This is a genomic window from Cupriavidus taiwanensis, assembly GCF_900249755.1.
Classification (GTDB): domain Bacteria; phylum Pseudomonadota; class Gammaproteobacteria; order Burkholderiales; family Burkholderiaceae; genus Cupriavidus; species Cupriavidus taiwanensis_D.
In genome coordinates, this window is the sequence record NZ_LT976853.1 from 126,936 (window position 1) to 148,978 (window position 22,043).

The following is a 22,043-nucleotide window of genomic DNA, read 5'->3' on the forward strand; positions in this document are numbered from 1 at the left end:
CAGTTGGAAATCGGTAGGGAAGCGGAAACAGCGGGAATCAGTCCCCGCCGAGCTGGCGCGTCAGCTCGACCTTGCTGCAGCAGTCCTGCACCGCCAGCAGCCCCGCACCGGTGGCGCGGCGCATGGCCTGGTCGTTGACGATGCCAAGCTGGAGCCATACCCCGCGCGCGCCAATGGCGATAGCCTCGTCGACCACCGCCGGCGTTTCCTCGGCACGGCGGAAGATATCAACCCAGGCGATCGGGGCGCCCGCCGCCGCGGCAGCATCGGCGGCCTCGCGCAGCGTGGCGTGGCAGGTCTCGCCCAGGATGCGTTCGCCGGCATGGCGGGGATTGACCGGCACAATGCGGTAGCCGTGGCCCTGCAGGAATTCGGCCACCTCATGACTGGGCCGCTCGGGGCGGTCGGACAGGCCGACCACGGCTACGGTCTTCATCGCCAGCATGGCTTGTATGGCTTGCTGCATCTCAGGTGCCATGGCATCTCCGTGGGGTGAACGTGGCTGGGGCAAGTGACCGTGGCACGGCCTGGACTGGACCAGGCAAGGCAGCGGCCGGTTGAATCGTAACCGCAATTGTCACGCAGGATTTGGTGCGGAACCGAACATGGCAGCAGCGGATATAAAGATAATCCGGCATTACATGGAGGCGCCAAACGTGATCCGTACGCGCAAAAATATGCCGATCACGCCGGATTTTCAGCGCTCCGGCTTTCAACTTCTTTCAAAACGATACATTTTGTTACTGCCATGCCCGGGAGTTTCCCCCACAATGCATTGACACACCCGCTGTCCGGGCGTGGCGCCCCGGTGAAAATGGCAGTGCAGACTAAAGGGGCGTGGTGAAGAAAGCCTGTTTGTAGCGTTTCCGGCAGTAACCCGATTTTCCGATCCAGCATCAAGCATGCTGGACCGGAGCACCAGGAAGACCGTTGCAGCGCGTGGCCTTTGCGGCCTGTTCGCGGATATTTTGATATCCGGTGCGCCTTGCTTGTCGACCTGGACCGAACCCGTTCCTTCGAATTGACCCCTCGAAGGGATTTTCCCGTCCGCGCGGAGCCTCCCCGGCCCGCGCGCTTTTTTTTGGTCCAGGCGCGGCAAAAGCATATCGCCGCGCTCACAAAAAAGGCAGCCTCGCGGCTGCCTTTTTCAATGTCGCATCAAAAAACAACAATGCGACAGGACTGCTGATTCTTACTTCTTACGACGCAGGCGGGCGATGGCAGCCAGCTGCGCAGCCGCCACGGCGAGTTCGCTCTGGGCACGCGCCAGATCGAGGTCGCTGCTCTGGTTCTGCATCAGCTCTTCGGCCGCACGCTTGGCTTCCTGGGCCTTGGCTTCGTCCAGGTCGCCACCGCGGATCGCGGTGTCTGCCAGCACGGTGACGTGCTTGGGCTGCACTTCGAGAATGCCGCCGGCAACGAACACGAACTCTTCGCTGCCGTCTTCCTTCTCGATGCGCACCGCACCCGGCTGGATGCGCGTGATCAGCGGCGTGTGGCCGGGCAGGATGCCCAGCTCGCCCGACTCGCCCGGCAGCGCCACGAACTTCGCCTGGCCGGAGAAGATCGACGCTTCCGCGCTGACGACGTCTACAAGAATGGTTGCCATATCTGATCCTTTCTCCAATCGCTTCGCTCAAGCGGCAGGCCCGGACCTAGCCGGGCCTGCCTTCGCTCCCGCTCGCGCGGGAACGCCAAGCAAGGCTTACTGGAGCTTCTTGGCCTTCTCGAAGGCTTCGTCGATCGAGCCGACCATGTAGAACGCCTGCTCGGGCAGGTGATCGCACTCGCCGTCGACCAGCATCTTGAAGCCGCGGATGGTTTCCTTCAGCGGCACGTACTTGCCCGGCGAACCCGTGAACACTTCGGCCACGTGGAACGGCTGCGACAGGAAACGCTGGATCTTGCGGGCGCGGTTCACTGCCAGCTTGTCTTCCGGCGACAGTTCGTCCATGCCCAGAATCGCGATGATGTCGCGCAGTTCCTTGTAGCGCTGCAGGGTCTGCTGAACACGGCGGGCCACTTCGTAGTGTTCCGTGCCGACGACCTGCGGGTCCAGCTGGCGCGAGGTCGAATCCAGCGGATCCACTGCGGGGTAGATACCCAGCGCGGCGATGTCACGCGACAGCACCACGGTCGAGTCCAGGTGCAGGAAGGTGGTGGCCGGCGACGGGTCGGTCAAGTCATCGGCAGGCACGTACACGGCCTGGATCGACGTGATCGAGCCGGTCTTGGTCGACGTAATGCGCTCCTGCAGCTTGCCCATTTCTTCAGCCAGCGTCGGCTGGTAGCCCACGGCGGAAGGCATACGGCCCAGCAGTGCCGACACTTCGGTACCGGCCAGCGTGTAGCGGTAGATGTTGTCGACGAAGAACAGGATGTCACGGCCTTCGTCGCGGAAGCGCTCGGCCATGGTCAGGCCGGTCAGCGCCACGCGCAGACGGTTGCCCGGCGGCTCGTTCATCTGGCCGAACACCATGGCCACCTTGTCGAGCACGTTCGAGTCCTTCATTTCGTGGTAGAAGTCGTTCCCTTCACGGGTACGCTCGCCCACGCCGGCGAACACCGACAGACCGCTGTGCTGCTTGGCGATGTTGTTGATGAGCTCCATCATGTTGACGGTCTTGCCCACGCCGGCGCCACCGAACAGGCCCACCTTGCCGCCCTTGGCGAACGGGCAGACCAGGTCGATCACCTTGATGCCGGTTTCGAGCAGGTCAACGGAAGGCGACAGTTCGTCGAACTTCGGTGCCTTCTGGTGAATCGCGCGCAGTTCGTCCGAGGCGATCGGGCCGGCTTCGTCGATCGGGCGGCCCAGCACGTCCATGATGCGGCCCAGGGTGCCGTGGCCAACCGGCACCGAAATCGGGGCGCCGGTGCTCTTCACTGCCATGCCGCGGCGCAGGCCGTCCGACGAGCCCAGGGCAATGGTACGCACCACGCCGTCGCCCAGCTGTTGCTGGACTTCGAAGGTCAGGCCCTTTTCGGCGAACGAGGCATCGCTGCTGTCTTCCAGCACGAGCGCGTCGTACACCTTCGGCATTGCGTCGCGGGGGAACTCGATGTCCACCACGGCGCCAATACACTGCACAATATTTCCGATACTCATTTCGTATCTCCGATAGCTTGAATTCGTGACGCCTTAGACCGCAGCTGCGCCGCTGACGATTTCCGACAGTTCCTTGGTGATCGCGGCCTGACGGGTCTTGTTGTAGACCAGTTGCAGTTCGCCGATCACGTTCTTGGCGTTGTCGGACGCAGCCTTCATGGCCACCATGCGCGCCGATTGCTCGGACGCCATGTTCTCGGCCACGGCCTGGTACACCAGCGCCTCGACGTAGCGGACCAGCAGTTCTTCCACCACGGTCTGGGCGTCGGGCTCGTAGATGTAGTCCCACGAGTAGGCGCGCTTCTCTTCTTCGGTCTGCGACAGCTTGTCGGCGGCGAGCGGCAGCAGCTGCTCGACCATCGGTTCCTGCTTCATCGTGTTGATGAACTTGGTGTACGCCAGGTACACCGCGTCGACCTCACCATTGGTGAAGGCATCGAGCTGGACCTTGATCGCGCCGATCAGCTTTTCCAGATGCGGGGTGTCACCGAGGTGCACCACGTGCGAGATCACCTTGGCGCCGACGCGGCCCAGGAACTGCATGCCCTTGGTGCCGATGGCGGTGGCTTGCACGTCCACGCCGCGGCCCTGCAGGGTTTTCAGTTCATTGGTGACGGCGCGCAACACGTTCGTGTTCAGGCCGCCGCACAGCCCCTTGTCGGTCGTGACCACGATCATGCCGACGCGCTTGACTTCGCGCTCCTGCATGAACGGGTGCTTGAACTCGGGGTTGGCCGCAGCCAGGTGCGCCGCAATGTTGCGCACCTTCTCGGCGTAAGGACGGGCGCTGCGCATCCGCTCCTGCGCCTTGCGCATCTTGGACGCGGCGACCATCTCCATCGCCTTGGTGATCTTGCGCGTGTTCTGCACGCTCTTGATCTTGGTTCGAATCTCTTTCGTTCCGGCCATATCTTCCTCTCCATCCGAACCATCGCCGCGCCGGCGTGAGCCAGGCGCGGCGACGATGTCGTGGAATTACGCGGTTAGAACGCGGCGGACTTCTTGAAATCCTCGACAGCGGCACGCAGGGCGGCTTCATCTTCCTTCGAGAGCTGCTTGGTCTCTTCGATGCGGTTGATGAGGTCGGCGTACTTGGTCTTCAGGTGGTCGTGCAGGCCCTTCTCGAACGGCAGGATGTCCTTCACTTCCACGTTGTCGAGGAAGCCGTTGTTGGCGGCGAACAGCGAAGCGGCCAGCTGCCACACTTGCAGCGGCTGGTATTGCGGCTGCTTCAGCAGTTCGGTCACGCGGCGGCCGCGCTCCAGCTGCTTGCGGGTGGCGTCGTCCAGGTCCGAGGCGAACTGCGCGAACGCAGCCAGTTCACGGTACTGGGCCAGGTCGGTACGGATACCGCCGGACAGGTTCTTCACCACCTTGGTCTGTGCAGCACCACCGACGCGCGACACCGAGATACCGGCGTTGATGGCGGGGCGGATACCGGCGTTGAACAGGTCGGTTTCCAGGAAGATCTGGCCGTCCGTGATCGAGATCACGTTGGTGGGAACGAACGCGGACACGTCGCCGGCCTGCGTTTCGATCACCGGCAGCGCGGTCAGCGAACCGGTCTTGCCCTTGACGGCGCCGTTGGTGAACTTCTCGACGTAGTCGGCGTTCACGCGGGCGGCACGCTCGAGCAGGCGCGAGTGCAGGTAGAACACGTCGCCGGGGTAGGCTTCGCGGCCCGGCGGGCGGCGCAGCAGCAGCGACACCTGGCGGTAGGCCCAGGCTTGCTTGGTCAGGTCGTCATAGACGATCAGCGCGTCTTCGCCGCGGTCGCGGAAGTACTCGCCCATGGTGCAGCCGGCGTAGGCGGCCAGGTACTGCATGGCGGCCGAATCCGAAGCGGCGGCGGCGACGACGACGGTGTATTCCATCGCGCCGTGCTCTTCCAGCTTGCGCACCACGTTGGCGATGGTCGAAGCCTTCTGGCCGATTGCCACGTACACGCAGAAGACGCCCTTGCCCTTCTGGTTGATGATGGCGTCGACGGCGACGGCGGTCTTGCCGGTCTGGCGGTCGCCAATGATCAGCTCACGCTGGCCACGGCCGATCGGCACCATCGCGTCGATCGACTTCAGGCCGGTCTGCACCGGCTGGCTCACCGACTGGCGCGCGATCACGCCCGGTGCCACCTTCTCGATCACGTCCGTTTCCTTGGCGTTGATCGGGCCCTTGCCGTCGATCGGCTGGCCCAGCGTGTTGACCACGCGGCCCAGCAGTTCCTTGCCCACCGGCACTTCCAGAATGCGGCCGGTGCACTTGACCGTGTCGCCTTCGGAAATGTGTTCGTACTCACCCAGCACCACGGCGCCGACCGAGTCGCGCTCGAGGTTCAGCGCGAGGCCGAAGGTGTTGCCGGGGAATTCCAGCATCTCGCCCTGCATCACGCCAGACAGGCCATGCACGCGGCAGATACCGTCGGTCACGGAGATCACCGTGCCGGTGTTGCGCACTTCAGCTTCGGCGCCAAGACCCGAGATGCGGGTCTTGATCAGCTCGCTGATTTCTGAGGGGTTCAGTTGCATCACAATGCTCCTAATTCTTCAATCCGCCGGACGGCCGCTCAGGCGGCGGTCAGCGCGGTTTGCATGGCTGCCAGGCGCGCACGCACGGAGGTGTCGAGCACTTCGTCGCCAACCTTGACGCTGACGCCGCCGATCAGGGACGGGTCCACCGCCACCTGCGCGTACAGCTTGCGGCCGAACTTGCGTTCGAGTGCGGCGATCAGGTCGTTGAGCTGACCATCTTCCAGCGGGAAAGCGCTGGTGATCTCAACGTCGGACGACCCTTCGCGGGCGTTCTTGAGCGCATGGAACTGTTCGGCGATGTCGGGCATCACCGTGAGGCGGTCGTTCTCCACCAGCAGCTGCACGAAGCGGCGTGCTTCGTCGCTGACGGGGGACTTCAGCACCGACAGGAACAGTTCGGCCAGCTTGTCGCCGGGAACGTTCGGGTCGTCGGCGACCGCCTTCATGTCGGGATTGGCAGCGACCTGCCCCATCTCCGACACCAGCTCGGACCATGCACCCAGATTGCCTGCGCTCGATTCACTGGCGACGCGGAACAGCGCCTCAGCGTAGGGACGGGCAATGGTTGCGGTTTCAGCCATGATTAGAGCTCAGCCTTGAGTTGATTGAGCAGGTCGGCGTGGACCTGCGCGTTCACTTCACGCTTGAGGATCTGCTCGGCACCCTTGACGGCGAGCACGGCGACCTGGTCACGCAGTTCTTCGCGTGCGCGGGTTGCCTGCTGCTCGGCCTCGGCCTTGGCCTGGGCAATGATGCGTGCGGCTTCTGCCTGGGCGTTCTGCTTGATCTCGTCGGCCGTCAGCTGGGCGCGCTTCTCGGCGTCAGCGACGCGTTGCGCACCCTCGGTGCGGGCTTCGGCCAGGGCCTGGTCCACACGCTTGTTGGCGAGTTCGAGCTCGGCCTTGCCCTTCTCGGCAGCGGCGAGGCCATCGGCGATCTTCTTTGCGCGTTCGTCGAGCGCCTTCACCAGCGGCGGCCAAATGAATTTGGCAACAACCCACCACAGGATGAAGAACACGACCATCTGCGCAAAAAACGTTGCGTTCAGATTCATGGTGTGTTCCTTTCGGTAATCAAACTACAGATAAATGCACAAAAGGCGGCTGGGCTGGTGGCCCGCGCCGCCCGTCAGCATCATGCAGACCGAAAAGAATTACTGGATGACAGCCAGCAGCGGGTTGGCGAACGCGAACAGCATTGCAACACCCACGCCGATCAGGAATGCCGCGTCGATCAGGCCAGCCAGCAGGAACATCTTGGTTTGCAGCGGGTTCATCAGCTCGGGCTGACGTGCGCACGCTTCGATGTACTTGCCACCCATCAGGGCGATACCCAGGCAGGCGCCGATAGCGCCCAGGCCGATGATGATGCCGATACCGATGGCGGTCAGACCCTGGATGTTGGCGAGAAATGCTTGCATGATGACTCCTTTAATTTAGAGAGACTTAGAACCAAAAAACCAAAAAACCAAAAACCTGAAACTTGCAGCGATCAGTGGTGATCGTGAGCCTGGCCGATATACACCAGCGTCAGCATCATGAAAATGAAGGCCTGGAGCAGGACGATCAGGATGTGGAAGATCGCCCAGACCGCGCCGGCCACGACATGGCCGACAAAGCCCAGCGCCGACAGGTCCGCGCCGAACGTCCAGATGGAACCCAGCAGCGCGATCAGCAGGAACACGAGTTCGCCGGCGTACATGTTGCCGAACAACCGCATGCCGAGCGAAACGGCCTTGGCCAGGAATTCGATCAGGTTCAGGACCAGGTTGAACGGCGCCAGGTACCACTTGGCGCCGAACGGGGCCGAGAACAGCTCGTGCATGAAGCCGCCCACGCCCTTGATCTTGAAGCTGTAGTAGATCATCAGCACCAGCACGGCGCACGACATGCCCAGCGTGCCGTTCAGGTCGGCCGTGGCCACTGCGCGGTGGTGGGGGATATGCAGGTGGAAGATGCCCAGGACGTGGTTCAGGCCGTTGACCCAGTCGACCGGGATCAAGTCGATGGCGTTCATCATGGTGATCCAGCAGAACACCATCAGCGCCAGCGGAGCGATCCACGAACGGTCGCCATGGATGATGCCCTTGGCCTGGTCGTCGACCATCTCGACGATCATCTCGACGAAGGCCTGGAAGCGGCCCGGCACGCCCGAGGTGACGCGGCGCGCGGCAGCGTACAGAAACAGCACGGCGATGGCGCCGCACAGCACGGACCAGAACACCGTGTCGTAGTTGAGCACGGAGAAGTCGACCACCGACGCCTGCTTGCCGCCGACCGAGTTCAAGTTCTGCAAGTGTTCGGCGATATAGCCGGAAGGTGTCAGCGCGTGTTCGGCGCTTTGGGTAGCATCAGACATGTCGATACGAACGGTATATTGCGAAATCTTCGGGCCGGTACGCCGCCACGGTCTGGCAATGCGCCCGGTACGCGTCTTGCATTGCCTTCGGCGGATTCGCCGGTCACCGCAATGCAAGCGGGGTCCAACCTTGACCGTGTCCGGAGTCAGCGTCGTGAACCCGCTGCATCCGTCACGGAAAACTCTTGATATTCCGTTTCGGTGCCACCACTTCCGACGGAAGCACCATTTTTGAGCCGCCGCCCTAGCGCATCGCCAGGGCCACCACCCAGTATGTCTTCAGCGCCAGCAGGAACGTGACCAGCAACGGCACCCAACGCAGATCCCGGTACAGCACCACGACCAGCACCAGCAGTGCCACCGTGGCAAAGACCTTGATCGCCTCGCCCAGCACCAGTCCGCCCACCGAGGCCCGGTCGCGCGCCAGCCACAGCCGGAATGCGAAAAACCCGCTCGGCACGAAGCACACCATGCCGCCGAACAGCGCCGACCATCCATATGGTCCCGGCTCTTTCGCAAACAGCGCCCAGCACAGTGCCGACAGCAGGGAAACCACCACCTGCGCCAGGACAACCTTGCCCGGGGTCATGCGCGAAGGACGCAGCGCGCGCTCGCCAAACAGCGTCACCGCCTCGGCATGCGACAGCGGATCGACAGCTTCTTCCTCACGGTCCGCGCCCTCTTTCCAATCGTCCCAGTCATCTTCCTGACGGGACCCGGCGCCTCGTTGCTGACGGTCTCGAACCACCACCTGCCTGCCTTGTTTCGGGCCGGAACTTTCGGCCCGACCAGAATTCAAACCGCACGATTTTAAGGGGAACTACTGATTCGCGTCAATCTGCTTACATTTGCCTTGCAGTGCGTTGCGCACAACGGTTGCCATCACGATTGCATGATGGCTGCGCGAAAATTGCGCGGCAATGATGTTTGACGTAATTGGATTGCGCAGCGAACCCTGCGCATGATGGGGGATTACTGGCCGCGCACAACGTATACCGGCGATCGGCATGTCCAGTGCTGCGTGCGCGCAACAGTCGCCGCAGCACTGGCCGTTAATCGCGCAGTAAATCAGGCGGCCTGCTGCCCTTCGCGCGATTCGCGCAGGCGCGTCAGCACACCCTCGAGCGCGTCGTTGTTGCTGAAATGGATCGTCAGCTGGCCCTTGCCGCGGGGCGACAGCTTGATCTGCACCGCCAGCCCCAGCGCATCCGACAGCTCCTCTTCCAGCCGCGCCACGTCGCGCACATTGTTGCCGCCCTTCTGCTTGAGCGACTTCAGGTCGAACGGCTTGAGCGTCGACGCCACCAGCTTCTCGGTTTCGCGCACCGAAAGCCGCTTGTTGACGATCTGGTTGGCCAGCGTGATCTGGTTGGCGCCGTCGACGGCCAGCAGCGCGCGCGCGTGGCCCATGTCGAGGTCACCGGCCATCAGCATGGTCTGCACCGGCGCCGCCAGGTTCAGCAGCCGCAGCAGGTTGGACACCGCGCTGCGCGAGCGGCCGACCGACTCGGCCGCCTGCTCGTGCGTGAAACTGAACTCGCGGATCAGCCGCATGATGCCCTGCGCTTCTTCCAGCGGATTCAGGTCTTCGCGCTGGATGTTCTCGATCAGCGCCATCGCCGCCGCGGCTTCGTCGGCGACGTCCTTGACCAGCACCGGTACCTTGTCCAGCCCGGCCAGTTTGGAGGCGCGGAAGCGCCGCTCGCCGGCAATGATCTCGTAGCGGTCCGGCTCGGCCACGCGCCGCACCAGGATCGGCTGCATCAGCCCCTGGGCGCGGATGCTCGCGGCCAGCTCTTGCAGCGCGCCCTCGTCCATGCGGGTGCGCGGCTGGTACTTGCCCGGCTGCAGCTGGTTCAGGTTCAGCACGGTGGGCGAGCCCTCCTGCCTGACCGATTCGACGATTTCGGCGGGCCCGCCCAACAGCGCTTCGAGGCCGCGGCCCAGGCCCTTCTTCTTTGCAGTGCTCATGCTCTTGCCCTCTCGTTCAGCCCAGCTGCCGGACCCGCGCGATCATCTCGGCGCCGAAGTCCAGGTACGCCTTGGCGCCCTTCGATGACGGATCGAACGCCACGCCCGGCATGCCATAGGACGGTGCCTCGGCCAGCCGCACATTGCGCGGGATCAGGGTCTTGAAGACCTTCTCACCGAAGTGCGATTCCAGTTGCGCCGACACCTGCTGCTGCAGCGTCACGCGCGGATCGAACATCACGCGCAGCAGGCCGATCACCTGCAGGTCGCGGTTCAGGTTGGCGTGCACCTGCTTGATGGTGTTGACCAGGTCCGACAGCCCTTCCAGCGCAAAGTACTCGCATTGCATCGGCACGATCACGCCGTGCGCCGCGCACAACCCGTTCAGCGTCAGCAGCGACAGCGACGGCGGGCAGTCGATCAGCACGAAGTCATAGTCGCCGTCGACCTCGGCAATGGCCTGGCGCAGCCGGCGCTCGCGCTGGTCCAGCTCGACCAGTTCCACCTCCGCGCCCGCCAGTTCGCGGTTGGCCGGCAGCACGTCGTACTTGCCGGTCTCGGAGCGCTGGCGCGCCTGCGGGATGCCGGCCAGGCCAACCAGCACCTGGTACACGCTGGTTTCCAGCGCCTGCTTGTCGATGCCCGAACCCATCGAGGCATTGCCCTGCGGGTCCAGGTCGACCAGCAGCACGCGCTGTCCCTGCGCGGCCAAGCCGGCGGCAAGGTTCACCGTGGTGGTGGTCTTGCCTACCCCGCCCTTCTGGTTTGCGATCACGAATACCTTGGCCATAAGCTCCTGCGGCTCCTGCTTCAAATCATCCGGCCAGCACGCGGCTGGCAGTTCGCGGCGCGCTTGCGCGGTGCCGCGGCGTAGGTCATGCGGGGGCGCCCGCGCGGCGCGACAGCACCACCAGGTGGCGCTCCGCGTCCAGCCCGGGCACGGCCAGCCGGGGCACGGCGTCGACCTGCCATTGCGCCATCAAGCCGGCGGCTTCCATGCGGTCCAGCTCGGCCTGCGGATACACGCCCTTCATCGCGATCAGCTTGCCGCGAGGCGCAAGCAAGTGGCCGGACAGGCTCACGAAATCCGTCAGTTCGGCAAACGCGCGCGAGGTGATCACGGCAAAGCCGTCGGCATCGTCCAGCTGCTCCACCGGGCCCCAGTGCGCGGCGGCATTGGACAGCCCCAGCTGGGCCCGGCATTGCGTCAGGAAGGCGGTCTTTTTCTGCACGATGTCGACCATCAGCACCGACACATCCGGACACGCGATCGCCAGCGGCAGGCCCGGCATGCCGCCGCCGGAGCCGACGTCGAGCACCCTGCCCCGCGCCGGCGCCGCGACCTCAACAGAACGGGCGGCTTCGGCAAGTGCCGGCACCGCGGCGAGCGAGTCCAGCATGTGATGCGTCAGCATCTCGTCGGGATGCCGGATCGCGGTCAGGTTGTAGACGCCATTCCATTTGCGCAGCAGGGCCAGGTACGCGAACAGCGTGTCGATCTGCGCCGGCGCCAATGCCAGCCCGATCTCGGCCAGGCCCGCTTCAAGGCGGCGACGCAGCGTGGCGTCGTCGGTCAGGGGGTGTCGCGGACCAGGCACTCAGGCAGCCTCTTCACCGGTGCCGGAAGATGCGCCGGCTTCCGCACGGCCACGGCCCAGCCTCTTCTTCTTCAGGTGTACCAGCAGCAGCGACACGGCGGCCGGCGTCACGCCCGAAATGCGCGATGCCTGGCCCAGCGTTTCCGGCCGATGCTGGTTCAGCTTCTGGCTGACTTCGAAGCCGAGCCCGCGCACCTCGGTGTAGTCCAGCCCTTCCGGCAGGCGCGTCGATTCGTTGGCTTCCAGCTTGTCGACTTCGGCCGCCTGGCGGGCGATATAGCCGTGGTACTTGATGCCAATCTCGATCTGCTCGCGGATCTGCTCCGCCAGCATCGGCTCCGCATCCAGCGGGGCTTCAGGGGCATGGCGGCCGCCCTGCAGTGCCATCAGCGCTTCGTAGCTGACTTCCGGGCGACGCAGCAGGTCGGCCAGGCTGTACTCGCGCTCGATCGGCTTGCCCAGCAGCGGCACTGCCTCGTCCGCAGGCAGCATCGACGGGTTCACCCAGGTGCTTTTCAGACGCTCTGTTTCACGTGAAACAGCGTCGCGCTTGCGGTTGAACGCGTCCCAACGCGCGTCGTCGACCACGCCCAGTTCACGGCCGACCTCGGTCAGCCGCATGTCGGCGTTGTCTTCGCGCAGGCTCAGGCGGAATTCCGCGCGGCTGGTGAACATCCGGTACGGCTCGGTCACGCCACGCGTGATCAGGTCGTCAACCAATACACCCAGGTAGGCCTGGTCACGGCGCGGCGTCCACGGATCGCGCTCGCGCACGTAGCAACCGGCGTTGATCCCGGCCAGCAGGCCCTGTGCCGCGGCTTCTTCGTAGCCGGTGGTGCCGTTGATCTGGCCGGCGAAGAACAGGCCGCGGATCGCCTTGCTCTCCAGCGAGGCCTTCAGGCCGCGCGGATCGAAGTAGTCGTATTCAATCGCATAGCCCGGACGCAGGATATGCGCGTTCTCCATGCCGCGGATCGAGTGCACCAGTTCCAGCTGCACGTCGAACGGCAGGCTGGTCGAGATCCCGTTGGGATAGAACTCGTTGGTGGTCAGGCCTTCCGGCTCCAGGAAGATCTGGTGGCTTTCCTTGCTGGCAAAGCGATGGATCTTGTCCTCGATGCTGGGACAGTAACGCGGCCCTACCCCTTCGATTACGCCGGTGTACATCGGCGAGCGGTCCAGCCCGCCGCGGATGATCTCGTGGGTACGGCTGTTGGTATGCGTGATCCAGCACGGCAGCTGCTGCGGATGCTGCTCGGGCCGGCCCAGGAACGAGAACACGGGCACGGGATCGAGGTCACCGGGCTGCTCTTCCATCACCGAAAAATCGATGGTGCGACCGTCGATGCGCGGCGGCGTGCCCGTCTTCAGGCGGCCTTGCGGCAGCTTCAGGTCCTTCAGGCGTGCCGACAGCGATACTGCGGCGGGGTCGCCGGCGCGGCCGCCGGTGTAGTTGTCGAGCCCCACGTGGATCTTGCCGTCCAGGAAGGTGCCGGTAGTCAGCACGACCGCGCGCGCACGGAACGCGATGCCGACCTGCGTCATGGCGCCGACGACACGGCCGCCCTCCACCATCAGGTCGTCGACCGCCTGCTGGAACAGCATCAGGTTGGGCTGGTTCTCAAGCCGGGTGCGGATCGCCTTGCGATACAAGACGCGATCTGCCTGCGCCCGCGTGGCACGCACCGCCGGACCCTTGCTGGAATTCAGGATGCGGAACTGGATGCCGGCCTCGTCCGTGGCCGCGGCCATGGCGCCGCCCATGGCGTCGACCTCCTTGACCAGGTGCCCCTTGCCGATGCCCCCGATCGACGGGTTGCAGCTCATCTGCCCAAGCGTCTCGATGTTATGGGTCAGCAGCAGCGTCTGGCAGCCCATGCGGGCTGCAGCAAGGGCGGCTTCAGTGCCGGCATGGCCACCGCCGACGACGATGACATCGAATTCTTTCGGGTAAAGCATGGGACACCTCCTCCGGGAGGCTGGCGGGAAAATACAGGAATGCGAAATTATAGCGGCATTCGAGTTGTCGCTTTCCCGCGGACACCATGTTTCACGTGAAACATGGCTTCTACGATACCCCGCAGTCGCCCGGAAACGACGTTGTGTTTCACGTGAAACAAAAAGGCCGGGCGCAATGGCCCGGCCTATGTTTCACGTGGAACAAGCGTCTCAGAGCCGTGAACGGATATATGCCGCGAGCCGCTCGGTCAGCTTGCCCAGATCCCGCTGCAACAAGGCAAAGCCGGCATTACGCTCGCGCGTCACCTCGTCCATATACAGCGGGCGGCGGATCTCGATCTGCAGGCTGTTGCGCCGCTCCGCCGGTCGCCCGATCTGTGCGATCAACTGCACGCCCTTGTACGGATCGTTGCGCGCAACGGTGTAGCCCATGCCGCGCAGTTCCCGCTCGACCAGGTCCACCAGCCCCGGCTCGCAAGTCGTGCCATCGCGATCGCCCAGCACAAAGTCGGCCAGCGGGTGCGCACTGGCGATCTTCAGGCGCTCGTACGCGTTGTTCGGCATGGAGTGCAGGTTCAGGTGCCAGAGTGCGCCAAAGCGCGCGTACGCGCCCTCCACGGCCTCGGCCAGCGCCGCGTGGTAGGGGCGGTAGTAGCGCTCGATGCGCGCCTGCACTTCCGCCACGGACAGCCGGCGATCGTAGATCGGCGTGGCCGCGTCGATCCGGCTCCAGATCAGCCCGTAGCCCAGCTGCGTCTTCGGCCCCGGTGCCAGCGCCGTCGGCCAGGCACCGTCGAGCTGGGCCGGGTCGATATCGTCAGCCATCCGGTTCGGGTCGATATAGACCCGCGGAAAGGTCGCCGCCAGCAGCGTGCCGCCGGCCGCGGGCACGGCCTGCCACAGCGCGTCGACGTGCGTGTCCTCGCCGCCGCGCAGGCGCTCGGCGGGAACCGCGGCGCCAAAGTCTGCCGGGTATGCGGTGCCGCTATGCGGAGAATCGCACACCAGCGGCAGGGCCTCCCCTTCCGGCAGGCGCACGATCACCGGCGGCAACGCGGCCGCCTGCTTGCTTGCTTCCGCCATGCTCAGTCCAGCTTGATCTCGGCCGCCTTGGCGACGCGGGCGTAGCGCGCCATGGCCTGCTGGATCTGGGCCTTGAACTGTTCCGGCGTGGTCGGCACCAGCGTGCCGCCGGACTCATCGACCTTGCGCTTGAACTCGGGGTTCTGCATGGCCTTGTGGATCGCCTGGTTCAGCCTGGCGACGATGGCGGGCGGCGTATTGGCCGGCGCGACAATGCCGAACCAGCCGCCTTCGCCCATGTCCTTGAAGCCCAGCTCGGCGTAGGTCGGCACGTTGGGCAGCTGCGCGGAGCGCGCCGCGCCCAGCACCGCCAGCGCGCGCAGCCGGCCGGCCTTCACGTGCGGCAGCGTCGACGACAGGTTGTCGGTAATCGCGTTCACCTGCCCCGCCACGGCGTCGTTCAGCGCCAGCCCGGCGCCCTTGTAGGGCACGTGCAGCAGGTCGATCTTGGCCAGCATCATGAAGTTCTCGATGTTGACGTGGCCGAGCGACCCGGCACCGGGCGAGGCAAAGCTGTATTTGCCCGGGTTGGCCCTGGCGAGCGCAATGAACTCTTGCATGGTCTTGGCCGGCACGCTGGGGTGCACCGCGAACACGCTGGGGATCGCCACCACGTTGGTGACCGGGGCGAAATCCTTGATCGGGTCGTACTTGAGCTTGGGGTATACGGCCGGGTTGGAGCCGTGCGTGCTGACCGTGGCCATGCCGATGGTGTAGCCGTCCGGCGCGGCACTGGCGACCTGCTCCATGCCCAGCGAGCCGCCGGCGCCGCCCTTGTTTTCCACGACGATCGATTGCCCCAGCTCGCGGCCGGCAAACTCGGCCACCAGGCGCGCCGACAGGTCGGTGGAGCCGCCGGCGGCGAACGGCACGATCAGGCGGATCGGGCGGGTGGGGTAGTTGGCCTGCGCCAGGGCGCTGCCGGCAAAGACCAGCGTGGCAGTGGCGGCGGTGCCGGTCAGCAGCAGCTGGCGGCGCGACATCCGGGCTCGGATCATGGGTTTCTCCTGTTGATTTTTGTGCATGAACCGGGCGAGTGTCAGCCGTTTACCGGCCGCGTGCAAACGACTATATTGCACCTTTGCATTACCAAAGATCATCCTTGCGCGACCGCGCGGGAAGCCCCCTGCCCCGTTCCCCATGCGGCTGCATTCCCCTTCGATGTCCGAGCTGCACGCCTTTGCCACCGCGGCGCGGCTGGGCAGCTTTACGCGCGCGGCGGAGGAACTATGCGTGACGCAGGGCGCGATCAGCCGTGCCATCGCGCGCCTGGAAGCGCATTTCGGCCAGCCGCTGCTGCAGCGTAATGCCCATCGGCTGGGACTGACCGACGCCGGCCGGCAATTGCTCGATGCCGTCGCGCAACCACTGGCTGCGATCGAGCACGCCAGCGCCGCCTTGCGCGCCGGCGACCGCCGCCATCACCTGACGCTCTCGGTCGTGCCCACGCTGGCCAGTGTCTGGCTGGTGCCCCGCCTGCCGGATTTCCACCGCCGCCACCCGCAGATCCGGCTGGACTTCGTCCCCTACCAGCGTGACGAAGACTTGTCCGGCCCCACCCCCGACGCTGCCATCCTGGCGGGCGAAGCCGGCAAATGGCCCAGCCTGCAGGCCGACTACGTGATCGGTCGGGAAATGGTGCCGGTCTGCCACCCGGACCGCGCCCGCGCCAGGCGCCAGGCCGGCCGCTGGCAGTCACCGGCGGAGTTGCTGGACGAGCCCCTGCTCTACCACACCACCGCGCCGGCGAACTGGCAAAACTGGTTGCAGGCGGCCGGCGTACCCAACGCTGCGCCCCGGTTATCCACAGCGTTCGACCAGGTCTCGATCCTGATCCAGGCGGTGCGCGCCGACATGGGCGTCGCCGTGCTGCAGCGCTGCCTGGTACGCGAGGAAATTGCCGCCGGACGCGTCGCGGCACCGTTTGACCTGCCAATTACGCTGCAACGCGGCTATTTCCTGTGCGCGCCCAGGGAGCGGCGCGATCATCCGGCCCTGCATTGCTTCCGCACGTGGCTGCTGGAGACGGCGGCGGAGGACACCGGCAAGTAAAGCGCCATGTTATTCATGGTATGGCTTTGATGGCCTTAGATTAGCGGCATGCTATCTATGCCGCGAATTAATCGTCCCGACGCCATCATCTGGATGGATATACTTTCGGAATTCTTGGCGCCACACATTCATTGCGAGAATATGATCTGACCCCGGATCTTCGGCACGGCTGGCAAAGCATGAAAAGCCGCGAAAATCAGGTTATCCCCAAAGTTATTCACACCACCAATAACAAAGGGCCCGCGTCAGCGGGCCCTCATTCCTCTGGCGAAAACCAGGCTCGCTACGCCGCCTTTTTCGCCAGTCCAAGGTAGGTTTCGATCACCTTGGGATTGGCCGCCAGTTCGTCGGCCGGCCCTTCCATCGCCATGTCGCCGGTCTCGATCACATAGCCGTAGTCCGCCACCTGCAGCGCCGCGCGCGCGTTCTGCTCGATCAGCAGCGTGGCCACGCCGGTCTGGCGCAGGTTGCTGATGATGTGGAAGATCTCCTTGACGATCAGCGGGGCCAGGCCAAGGCTGGGCTCGTCCAGCATCAGCAGCTGCGGCTTGGCCATCAGCGCGCGCCCCACCGCCAGCATCTGGCGCTCGCCGCCGGAGAGCGTGCCGGCGTCCTGGCGCGCGCGCTCGCGCAGGCGCGGGAACAGGTCGTAGACCACGTCCATCTGGTCCAGGTAGTTCTTCTCGCCGGCGCGCTTGCGGCGGAAGGCGCCCAGCTGCAGGTTGTCCTCCACCGTCATCGACGCGAACAGTTCGCGCTTTTCCGGCACCAGGCACATGCCGCGCGCGACCCGCCCTTCCACCGGGATGCCGGCCATGTCGTGGCCGAGGTAGCTGACCGCGCCGCTAGAAGACCCCGTCACCGGCAGCGCGCCCATGATCGCATTGAGCATGGTCGACTTGCCGGCGCCGTTGGGGCCGATCACCGTGACGATCCTGCCGGCCTCCACCTTCAGGTTGACGCCATGCACCGCTTCCACCTTGCCGTAGCGGACGTGCAGGTCCTTCACTTCGAGAATCAGGCTCATGTCCGGTCCTTACTCCACGCCACCCAGGTAGGCTTCCAGCACCGCGGGGTTCTTCTGCACTTCCTCGGGCACGCCTTCGGCAATGCGCGTGCCGAATTCCATCACCACCAGCCGGTCGGTCAGGTTCATCACGAAATCCATGTCGTGCTCGACCAGCAGCACGCTCATGCCTTCGCCGCGCAGCTTGCGCAGCAGTTCGGCCAGCGCCTGCTTCTCCTTGTAGCGCAGGCCCGCCGCCGGCTCGTCGAGCAGCAGCAGGGCCGGGTCGCAGCACAGCGCGCGCGCGATTTCCAGGATGCGCTGCTGCCCCAGCGCGAGACTGCCGGCTTCCATGTACATGCAATCGGCCAGGCCCACGCGTTCAAGCTGGCGCTTCGCCTCGAACAGCAGCTTCTCTTCCTCGACCTTGTTCATGCGCAGGATCGCCGCGCAGACACCGCCCTGCGCGCGGAAGTCGCCGCGCAGGTGGGCGCCGATGGCAACGTTCTCCAGCACCGTCATGGTCGGCAGCAGGTGCACGTGCTGGAAGGTGCGGCCGATGCCGCGCTTGACGATCTCGCGCGACGGCAGGCCCGAGATCACCTCGCCGCGGTAGCGCACCTCGCCGCCCGACACCGGCAGCACGCCGGTCACCAGGTTGAAGGTGGTGGACTTGCCGGCGCCATTGGGACCGATCAGCCCGATGATCTCGCCGGCGCGCACCTGGAAGCTGACATCGTTCACCGCGACCAGCCCGCCGAATTGCTTGCGCGCGGCGCGCACGTCCAGGATCAGCTCGCCCGCCTCGGGCTTCTGGCGCACCGCCAGCCCCGCGGCCTGCCCCGGCGCCAGCACCGGCGGCCCCGACGGCACCAGCCGCCGCAGGAACGGCCAGATGCCATCGCGCGCGTACTGCAGCAGCAGCACCAGCAGCACGCCGAAGACGATGATCTCGAAATTGCCGTCGGCACCGAGCAGCCTGGGCAGCACGCCTTGCAGCACGTCCTTCAGGATGGTGAGGATGCCGGCGCCCAGCACCGCGCCCCACACATGGCCCACACCGCCGACCACCGCCATGAAGAGATATTCGATGCCGTAGTTGAGCCCGAACGGCGTCGGGTTCACCGCGCGCTGCAGGTGCGCGTACAGGAAGCCCGACACGCACGCCAGGATCGCCGCCACTACGAAGATCACCACCTTCATCCACGCGGTGTTCACGCCCATCGCCTCGGCCATCACGCCGCCGCCCTTGAGCGCGCGGATCGCGCGCCCCGGGCGCGAGTTCAGCAGGTTCTGCGTCGCCAGCACGGCCAGCAGCACCACTGCCCAGATCAGGTAGAACATGGCGCGGCCGGACTGCAGCTCGATCCCGAACAGCGACAGCACCGGGATGCCGCTGATGCCGTCGTACTTGCCCAGGAACTCCAGGTTGCCGAACACGAAGAACAGCGACAGGCCCCAGGCGATGGTCGCCAGCGGCAGGTAGTGCCCGGACATGCGCATCGTGATCAGCCCGATCACATACGCCGACGCCATCGTGATCACCAGCCCCACCAGCAGCCCGAACCACGGCGACAGCCCGAACTGCGTGGTCAGGTACGCGGTGCTGTACGCACCCAGCCCGACGAACGCCGCCTGCCCGAACGAGGTCATGCCGCCCACGCCGGTGAGCAGCACCAGCCCGATCGCAACGATGCTGTACAGCCCGATGTAGTTGCCCAGCGTGATCCAGAATTCCGGCGTGGGCAGCACCGGCAGCAGCGCCAGTACCACGATCAGGGCCAGCACCAGCACCCGGTTGCGGTTCAGCCGCGCGCGGCTGCCGGCCTCGGCGCCGGCCACGCCGGCCTGCCTGTTGGCTTGCTTGTCGGTCAGCATGGTCATGGCTTATTCCTCCTCCTCGACATGCTTGCTCGTCAGCGAGCGCCACAGCAGCACCGGAATGATCAGCGTGAAGACGATAACCTCCTTGAACGCACTGGCCCAGAACGACGAATACGATTCCAGCAGCCCCACCAGCAGCGCGCCCAGCGCCGCCACCGGATAGCTCACCAGCCCGCCGACGATGGCGCCGACAAAGCCCTTCAGGCCGACCAGGAAGCCCGACTCGTAGTACACCGTGGTCAGCGGCGCGATCAGGATGCCGCACAGCGCCCCCATCGCCGCCGCCAGCGTGAACGACAGGCGCCCCGCCTGCGTGGTGCCGATGCCGACCAGGCGCGCGCCCAGCCGGTTCACCGCGGTCGCGCGCAGCGCCTTGCCCTGCAGCGTGCGCTCGAAGTAGAAGTACAGCGCCCCGATCAGCAGGCCCGACACCGCCACCACCCACAGGCTCTGCCCCGAGATGCTGAGCGCGCCCACTTCAAAGCGCGCATCCGAGAACGGATTGGTGCGCGAGCCCTCGGCGCCGAACATCACCAGCCCCAGCCCGACCAGTGCAAAGTGCACGCCGACCGAGACGATCAGCAGCACCAGCGTGCTGGCCTCGGCCAGCGGCTGGTAAGCCAGCCGGTACAGCATCGGCCCGAGCGGGATGATGACCAGCAGCGTCAGCGCGATCTGCGCCAGCATCGGCAGCGGCTGCGCGCCATACTGCTGCACCACCCAGTGCACCGCCAGCGGGAACACCAGGTACTTGCCGGCCAGCACGGCCAGCCGCTGGCCCAGCGTGCGCCGCAGCTCGGCGCTGCGCAGCACGGTGACGGTCTCGTAGAGAAAGGTCAGCACGCCCATTGCCAGCAGCAGCCAGCTGGTCTGCGGGGCATGGCCGGCCTGCATCGCCGCCAGTGTCAGCGCGCCATAGGCAACGAACTCCCCTTGCGGGATGAAGATGACGCGGGTCACCGAGAACACCAGCACCAGCGCCAGTGCCAGCAACGCGTAGATCGCGCCCGAGGTGATGCCGTCCTGCGCCAGGATGGCGGCGATAGATAGGTCCATTGTCTCCCCGTATCGTTGGAAAGCCTGCCTGCATCGAACGGGGTCAGCGGGGCGCCGACGGGCCGACAGGTGGTGCGCTTCGGGTTACGAAATAGTAAACGGGTTGCGCATTGCGCAAATACAGAGCAACCCTAGGTTGGCGCTGGCGGCGTCCGGCGCGCAGAAAAAAGGGCGCATGGTCAGCCATGCGCCCTGCTTCACTGCGAATCCGGCATGCCTTGCCGGCCGGCACCAGACGCGCGGGTCAGCCGCTTATTTCAGCAGCTTCCACTTGCCGTCGACGATCTGCACCATCACGCGCGCGCGCTGGTCGAAGCCGAGGTGGTCGGTGGCGCTCATGTTCATGATGCCGTGCGATACCGGCAGGTTCCTGGTCTGCTCCATCGCGTCGCGCAGGGCCTTGCGGAACTCCTTGGTGCCCGGCTGGCCCTTCTTCAGCGCTTCCGGAATGGCGTGCTGCAGGATCAGGCCCGCATCCCAGGCATGGCCGCCGAAGGTCGAGACCTGTCCGCCGAAGGCCTTCTCGTAGGCGGTCTTGTAGGTCAGCGCCGGCTTTTTCACCGGATTGCTGTCGGGCAGCTGCTCGGCCACCAGCAGCGGGCCGGCGGGCAGGAAGGTGCCTTCGCAGTCCTTGCCGCACACGCGCAGGAAGTCGGCATTGGCGACACCGTGGGTCTGGTAGACCTTGCCCTTGTAGCCGCGCTCCTTGAGCGTCTTGGCCGGCAGCGCCGCGGGCGTGCCCGAACCGGCGATCAGCACGGCGTCGGCGTTGGCGCCCATCATCTTCAGCACCTGCCCGGTAACGGACGTATCGGTGCGGGCAAAGCGCTCGTTGGCGACCACCTTGATCTTGCGCAGCTCGGCCACCTTGGCGAATTCCTGCGCCCAGCTGTCGCCGTAGGCATCCGCGAAGCCGATGAACGCCACCGTCTTCACGTTGTTGTTGCTCATGTGCTCGGCAATGGCGGTGGCCATGTGCGAGTCGTTCTGCGGGGTCTTGAAGACCCACGCGCGCTTGGCGTCCATCGGCTCGATGATGCGGGCCGACGCCGCCATGGTGATCATCGGCGTCTCGTTCTCGGCGACCACGTCGACCATCGCCAGCGAGTTGGGCGTGACGGTGGAGCCCACCATCACGTCGACCTTGTCCTCGCTGATCAGCTTGCGCGTGTTCTTGACCGCGGTGGTCGTGTCCGAGGCATCGTCCAGCACGATGTACTCGATCTTCTTGCCCGCGATCTCCTTGGGCATCAGCGTGAAGGTGTTCTTTTCCGGAATGCCCAGCGATGCCGCCGGACCCGTGGCCGACACCGTCACCCCGACCTTGACCTGCGCCTGGGCGGCACCGGCCACCAGGCTGGCCGCAGCGATTGCCAGCAGGCTGGCGCGCTTGAAATCCATCTTGTCTCCTTCGGTTCCTGAAACGGAAAGGCATCCGT

General features: G+C 65.3%; 21 protein-coding genes. 1 reads left to right on the plus strand and 20 read right to left on the minus strand.

Annotated elements, in window-relative coordinates; translation table 11 throughout:
* Positions 1 to 37 precede the first annotated feature (37 nt).
* The 16 genes from CBM2594_RS00600 to CBM2594_RS00675 form a co-directional block, all read right to left on the minus strand.
* Entirely contained in the window at positions 38 to 478 is a 441-nt protein-coding gene (locus tag CBM2594_RS00600; protein WP_116355139.1) for a CoA-binding protein, read from the minus strand.
* 714 nt (positions 479 to 1,192) lie between these two features.
* Positions 1,193 to 1,609, minus strand: coding sequence for a F0F1 ATP synthase subunit epsilon (locus CBM2594_RS00605; RefSeq protein ID WP_010811262.1), 417 nt, complete (start codon positions 1,607 to 1,609; stop codon positions 1,193 to 1,195).
* A gap of 96 nt (positions 1,610 to 1,705) precedes the next feature.
* The gene (gene atpD, locus CBM2594_RS00610) at positions 1,706 to 3,109 is read right to left on the minus strand and encodes a F0F1 ATP synthase subunit beta (RefSeq protein WP_092316765.1); all 1,404 of its coding nucleotides are present in this window, start codon (positions 3,107 to 3,109) and stop codon (positions 1,706 to 1,708) included.
* A 33-nt stretch (positions 3,110 to 3,142) separates the two neighbouring features.
* Positions 3,143 to 4,018, minus strand: a complete 876-nt coding sequence (gene atpG / locus CBM2594_RS00615; RefSeq protein WP_116355140.1) for a F0F1 ATP synthase subunit gamma — start codon at positions 4,016 to 4,018, stop codon at positions 3,143 to 3,145.
* A gap of 74 nt (positions 4,019 to 4,092) precedes the next feature.
* The gene (gene atpA / locus CBM2594_RS00620) at positions 4,093 to 5,634 is read right to left on the minus strand and encodes a F0F1 ATP synthase subunit alpha (protein WP_116355141.1); all 1,542 of its coding nucleotides are present in this window, start codon (positions 5,632 to 5,634) and stop codon (positions 4,093 to 4,095) included.
* Positions 5,635 to 5,672: 38 nt separating this feature from the next.
* Positions 5,673 to 6,218 (minus strand): F0F1 ATP synthase subunit delta, encoded by a 546-nt coding sequence (locus CBM2594_RS00625; protein WP_116355142.1) that lies wholly within the window; start codon positions 6,216 to 6,218, stop codon positions 5,673 to 5,675.
* A gap of 2 nt (positions 6,219 to 6,220) precedes the next feature.
* Positions 6,221 to 6,691 carry a F0F1 ATP synthase subunit B gene (locus CBM2594_RS00630; RefSeq protein WP_116355143.1) on the minus strand — a complete coding sequence of 157 codons (471 nt, stop codon included), beginning with the start codon at positions 6,689 to 6,691 and terminating at the stop codon, positions 6,221 to 6,223.
* A gap of 99 nt (positions 6,692 to 6,790) precedes the next feature.
* The gene (atpE, locus tag CBM2594_RS00635) at positions 6,791 to 7,057 is read right to left on the minus strand and encodes a F0F1 ATP synthase subunit C (protein WP_011299478.1); all 267 of its coding nucleotides are present in this window, start codon (positions 7,055 to 7,057) and stop codon (positions 6,791 to 6,793) included.
* 71 nt (positions 7,058 to 7,128) lie between these two features.
* Positions 7,129 to 7,995, minus strand: coding sequence for a F0F1 ATP synthase subunit A (gene atpB, locus CBM2594_RS00640; RefSeq protein WP_116355144.1), 867 nt, complete (start codon positions 7,993 to 7,995; stop codon positions 7,129 to 7,131).
* A gap of 244 nt (positions 7,996 to 8,239) precedes the next feature.
* Entirely contained in the window at positions 8,240 to 8,746 is a 507-nt protein-coding gene (locus tag CBM2594_RS00645; protein ID WP_116355145.1) for an ATP synthase subunit I, read from the minus strand.
* A 317-nt stretch (positions 8,747 to 9,063) separates the two neighbouring features.
* Positions 9,064 to 9,966 (minus strand): ParB/RepB/Spo0J family partition protein, encoded by a 903-nt coding sequence (locus tag CBM2594_RS00650; protein WP_116355146.1) that lies wholly within the window; start codon positions 9,964 to 9,966, stop codon positions 9,064 to 9,066.
* A 16-nt stretch (positions 9,967 to 9,982) separates the two neighbouring features.
* Positions 9,983 to 10,756, minus strand: coding sequence for a ParA family protein (locus tag CBM2594_RS00655; RefSeq protein WP_012354286.1), 774 nt, complete (start codon positions 10,754 to 10,756; stop codon positions 9,983 to 9,985).
* A gap of 85 nt (positions 10,757 to 10,841) precedes the next feature.
* Positions 10,842 to 11,543, minus strand: a complete 702-nt coding sequence (gene rsmG / locus CBM2594_RS00660) for a 16S rRNA (guanine(527)-N(7))-methyltransferase RsmG (protein ID WP_116357637.1) — start codon at positions 11,541 to 11,543, stop codon at positions 10,842 to 10,844.
* 21 nt (positions 11,544 to 11,564) lie between these two features.
* The gene (gene mnmG / locus CBM2594_RS00665; protein WP_116355147.1) at positions 11,565 to 13,523 is read right to left on the minus strand and encodes a tRNA uridine-5-carboxymethylaminomethyl(34) synthesis enzyme MnmG; all 1,959 of its coding nucleotides are present in this window, start codon (positions 13,521 to 13,523) and stop codon (positions 11,565 to 11,567) included.
* 210 nt (positions 13,524 to 13,733) lie between these two features.
* Positions 13,734 to 14,606 carry an N-formylglutamate amidohydrolase gene (locus CBM2594_RS00670; protein ID WP_116355148.1) on the minus strand — a complete coding sequence of 291 codons (873 nt, stop codon included), beginning with the start codon at positions 14,604 to 14,606 and terminating at the stop codon, positions 13,734 to 13,736.
* A gap of 2 nt (positions 14,607 to 14,608) precedes the next feature.
* The gene (locus CBM2594_RS00675; protein WP_116355149.1) at positions 14,609 to 15,604 is read right to left on the minus strand and encodes a Bug family tripartite tricarboxylate transporter substrate binding protein; all 996 of its coding nucleotides are present in this window, start codon (positions 15,602 to 15,604) and stop codon (positions 14,609 to 14,611) included.
* 142 nt (positions 15,605 to 15,746) lie between these two features.
* On the opposite strand from CBM2594_RS00675, the gene CBM2594_RS00680 reads away from it, so the two are divergent.
* On the plus strand, positions 15,747 to 16,658 hold the full coding sequence (locus tag CBM2594_RS00680; RefSeq protein ID WP_116355150.1) for a LysR substrate-binding domain-containing protein: 912 nt from the start codon (positions 15,747 to 15,749) through the stop codon (positions 16,656 to 16,658).
* A 283-nt stretch (positions 16,659 to 16,941) separates the two neighbouring features.
* On the opposite strand, the gene CBM2594_RS00685 is transcribed toward CBM2594_RS00680, so the two are convergent.
* From CBM2594_RS00685 to CBM2594_RS00700, 4 genes are all read right to left on the minus strand, one after another.
* Complete coding sequence (locus CBM2594_RS00685; RefSeq protein ID WP_116355151.1) at positions 16,942 to 17,685, minus strand: ABC transporter ATP-binding protein; 744 nt, start codon at positions 17,683 to 17,685, stop codon at positions 16,942 to 16,944.
* 9 nt (positions 17,686 to 17,694) lie between these two features.
* Positions 17,695 to 19,548: a branched-chain amino acid ABC transporter ATP-binding protein/permease gene (locus CBM2594_RS00690; protein ID WP_116355152.1), complete on the minus strand. Its 1,854-nt coding sequence runs from the start codon at positions 19,546 to 19,548 to the stop codon at positions 17,695 to 17,697.
* Between the two features lie 3 nt (positions 19,549 to 19,551).
* Positions 19,552 to 20,604, minus strand: coding sequence for a branched-chain amino acid ABC transporter permease (locus CBM2594_RS00695; protein ID WP_116355153.1), 1,053 nt, complete (start codon positions 20,602 to 20,604; stop codon positions 19,552 to 19,554).
* Between the two features lie 252 nt (positions 20,605 to 20,856).
* The gene (locus tag CBM2594_RS00700) at positions 20,857 to 22,005 is read right to left on the minus strand and encodes an ABC transporter substrate-binding protein (protein ID WP_112777012.1); all 1,149 of its coding nucleotides are present in this window, start codon (positions 22,003 to 22,005) and stop codon (positions 20,857 to 20,859) included.
* Positions 22,006 to 22,043: the final 38 nt, after the last annotated feature.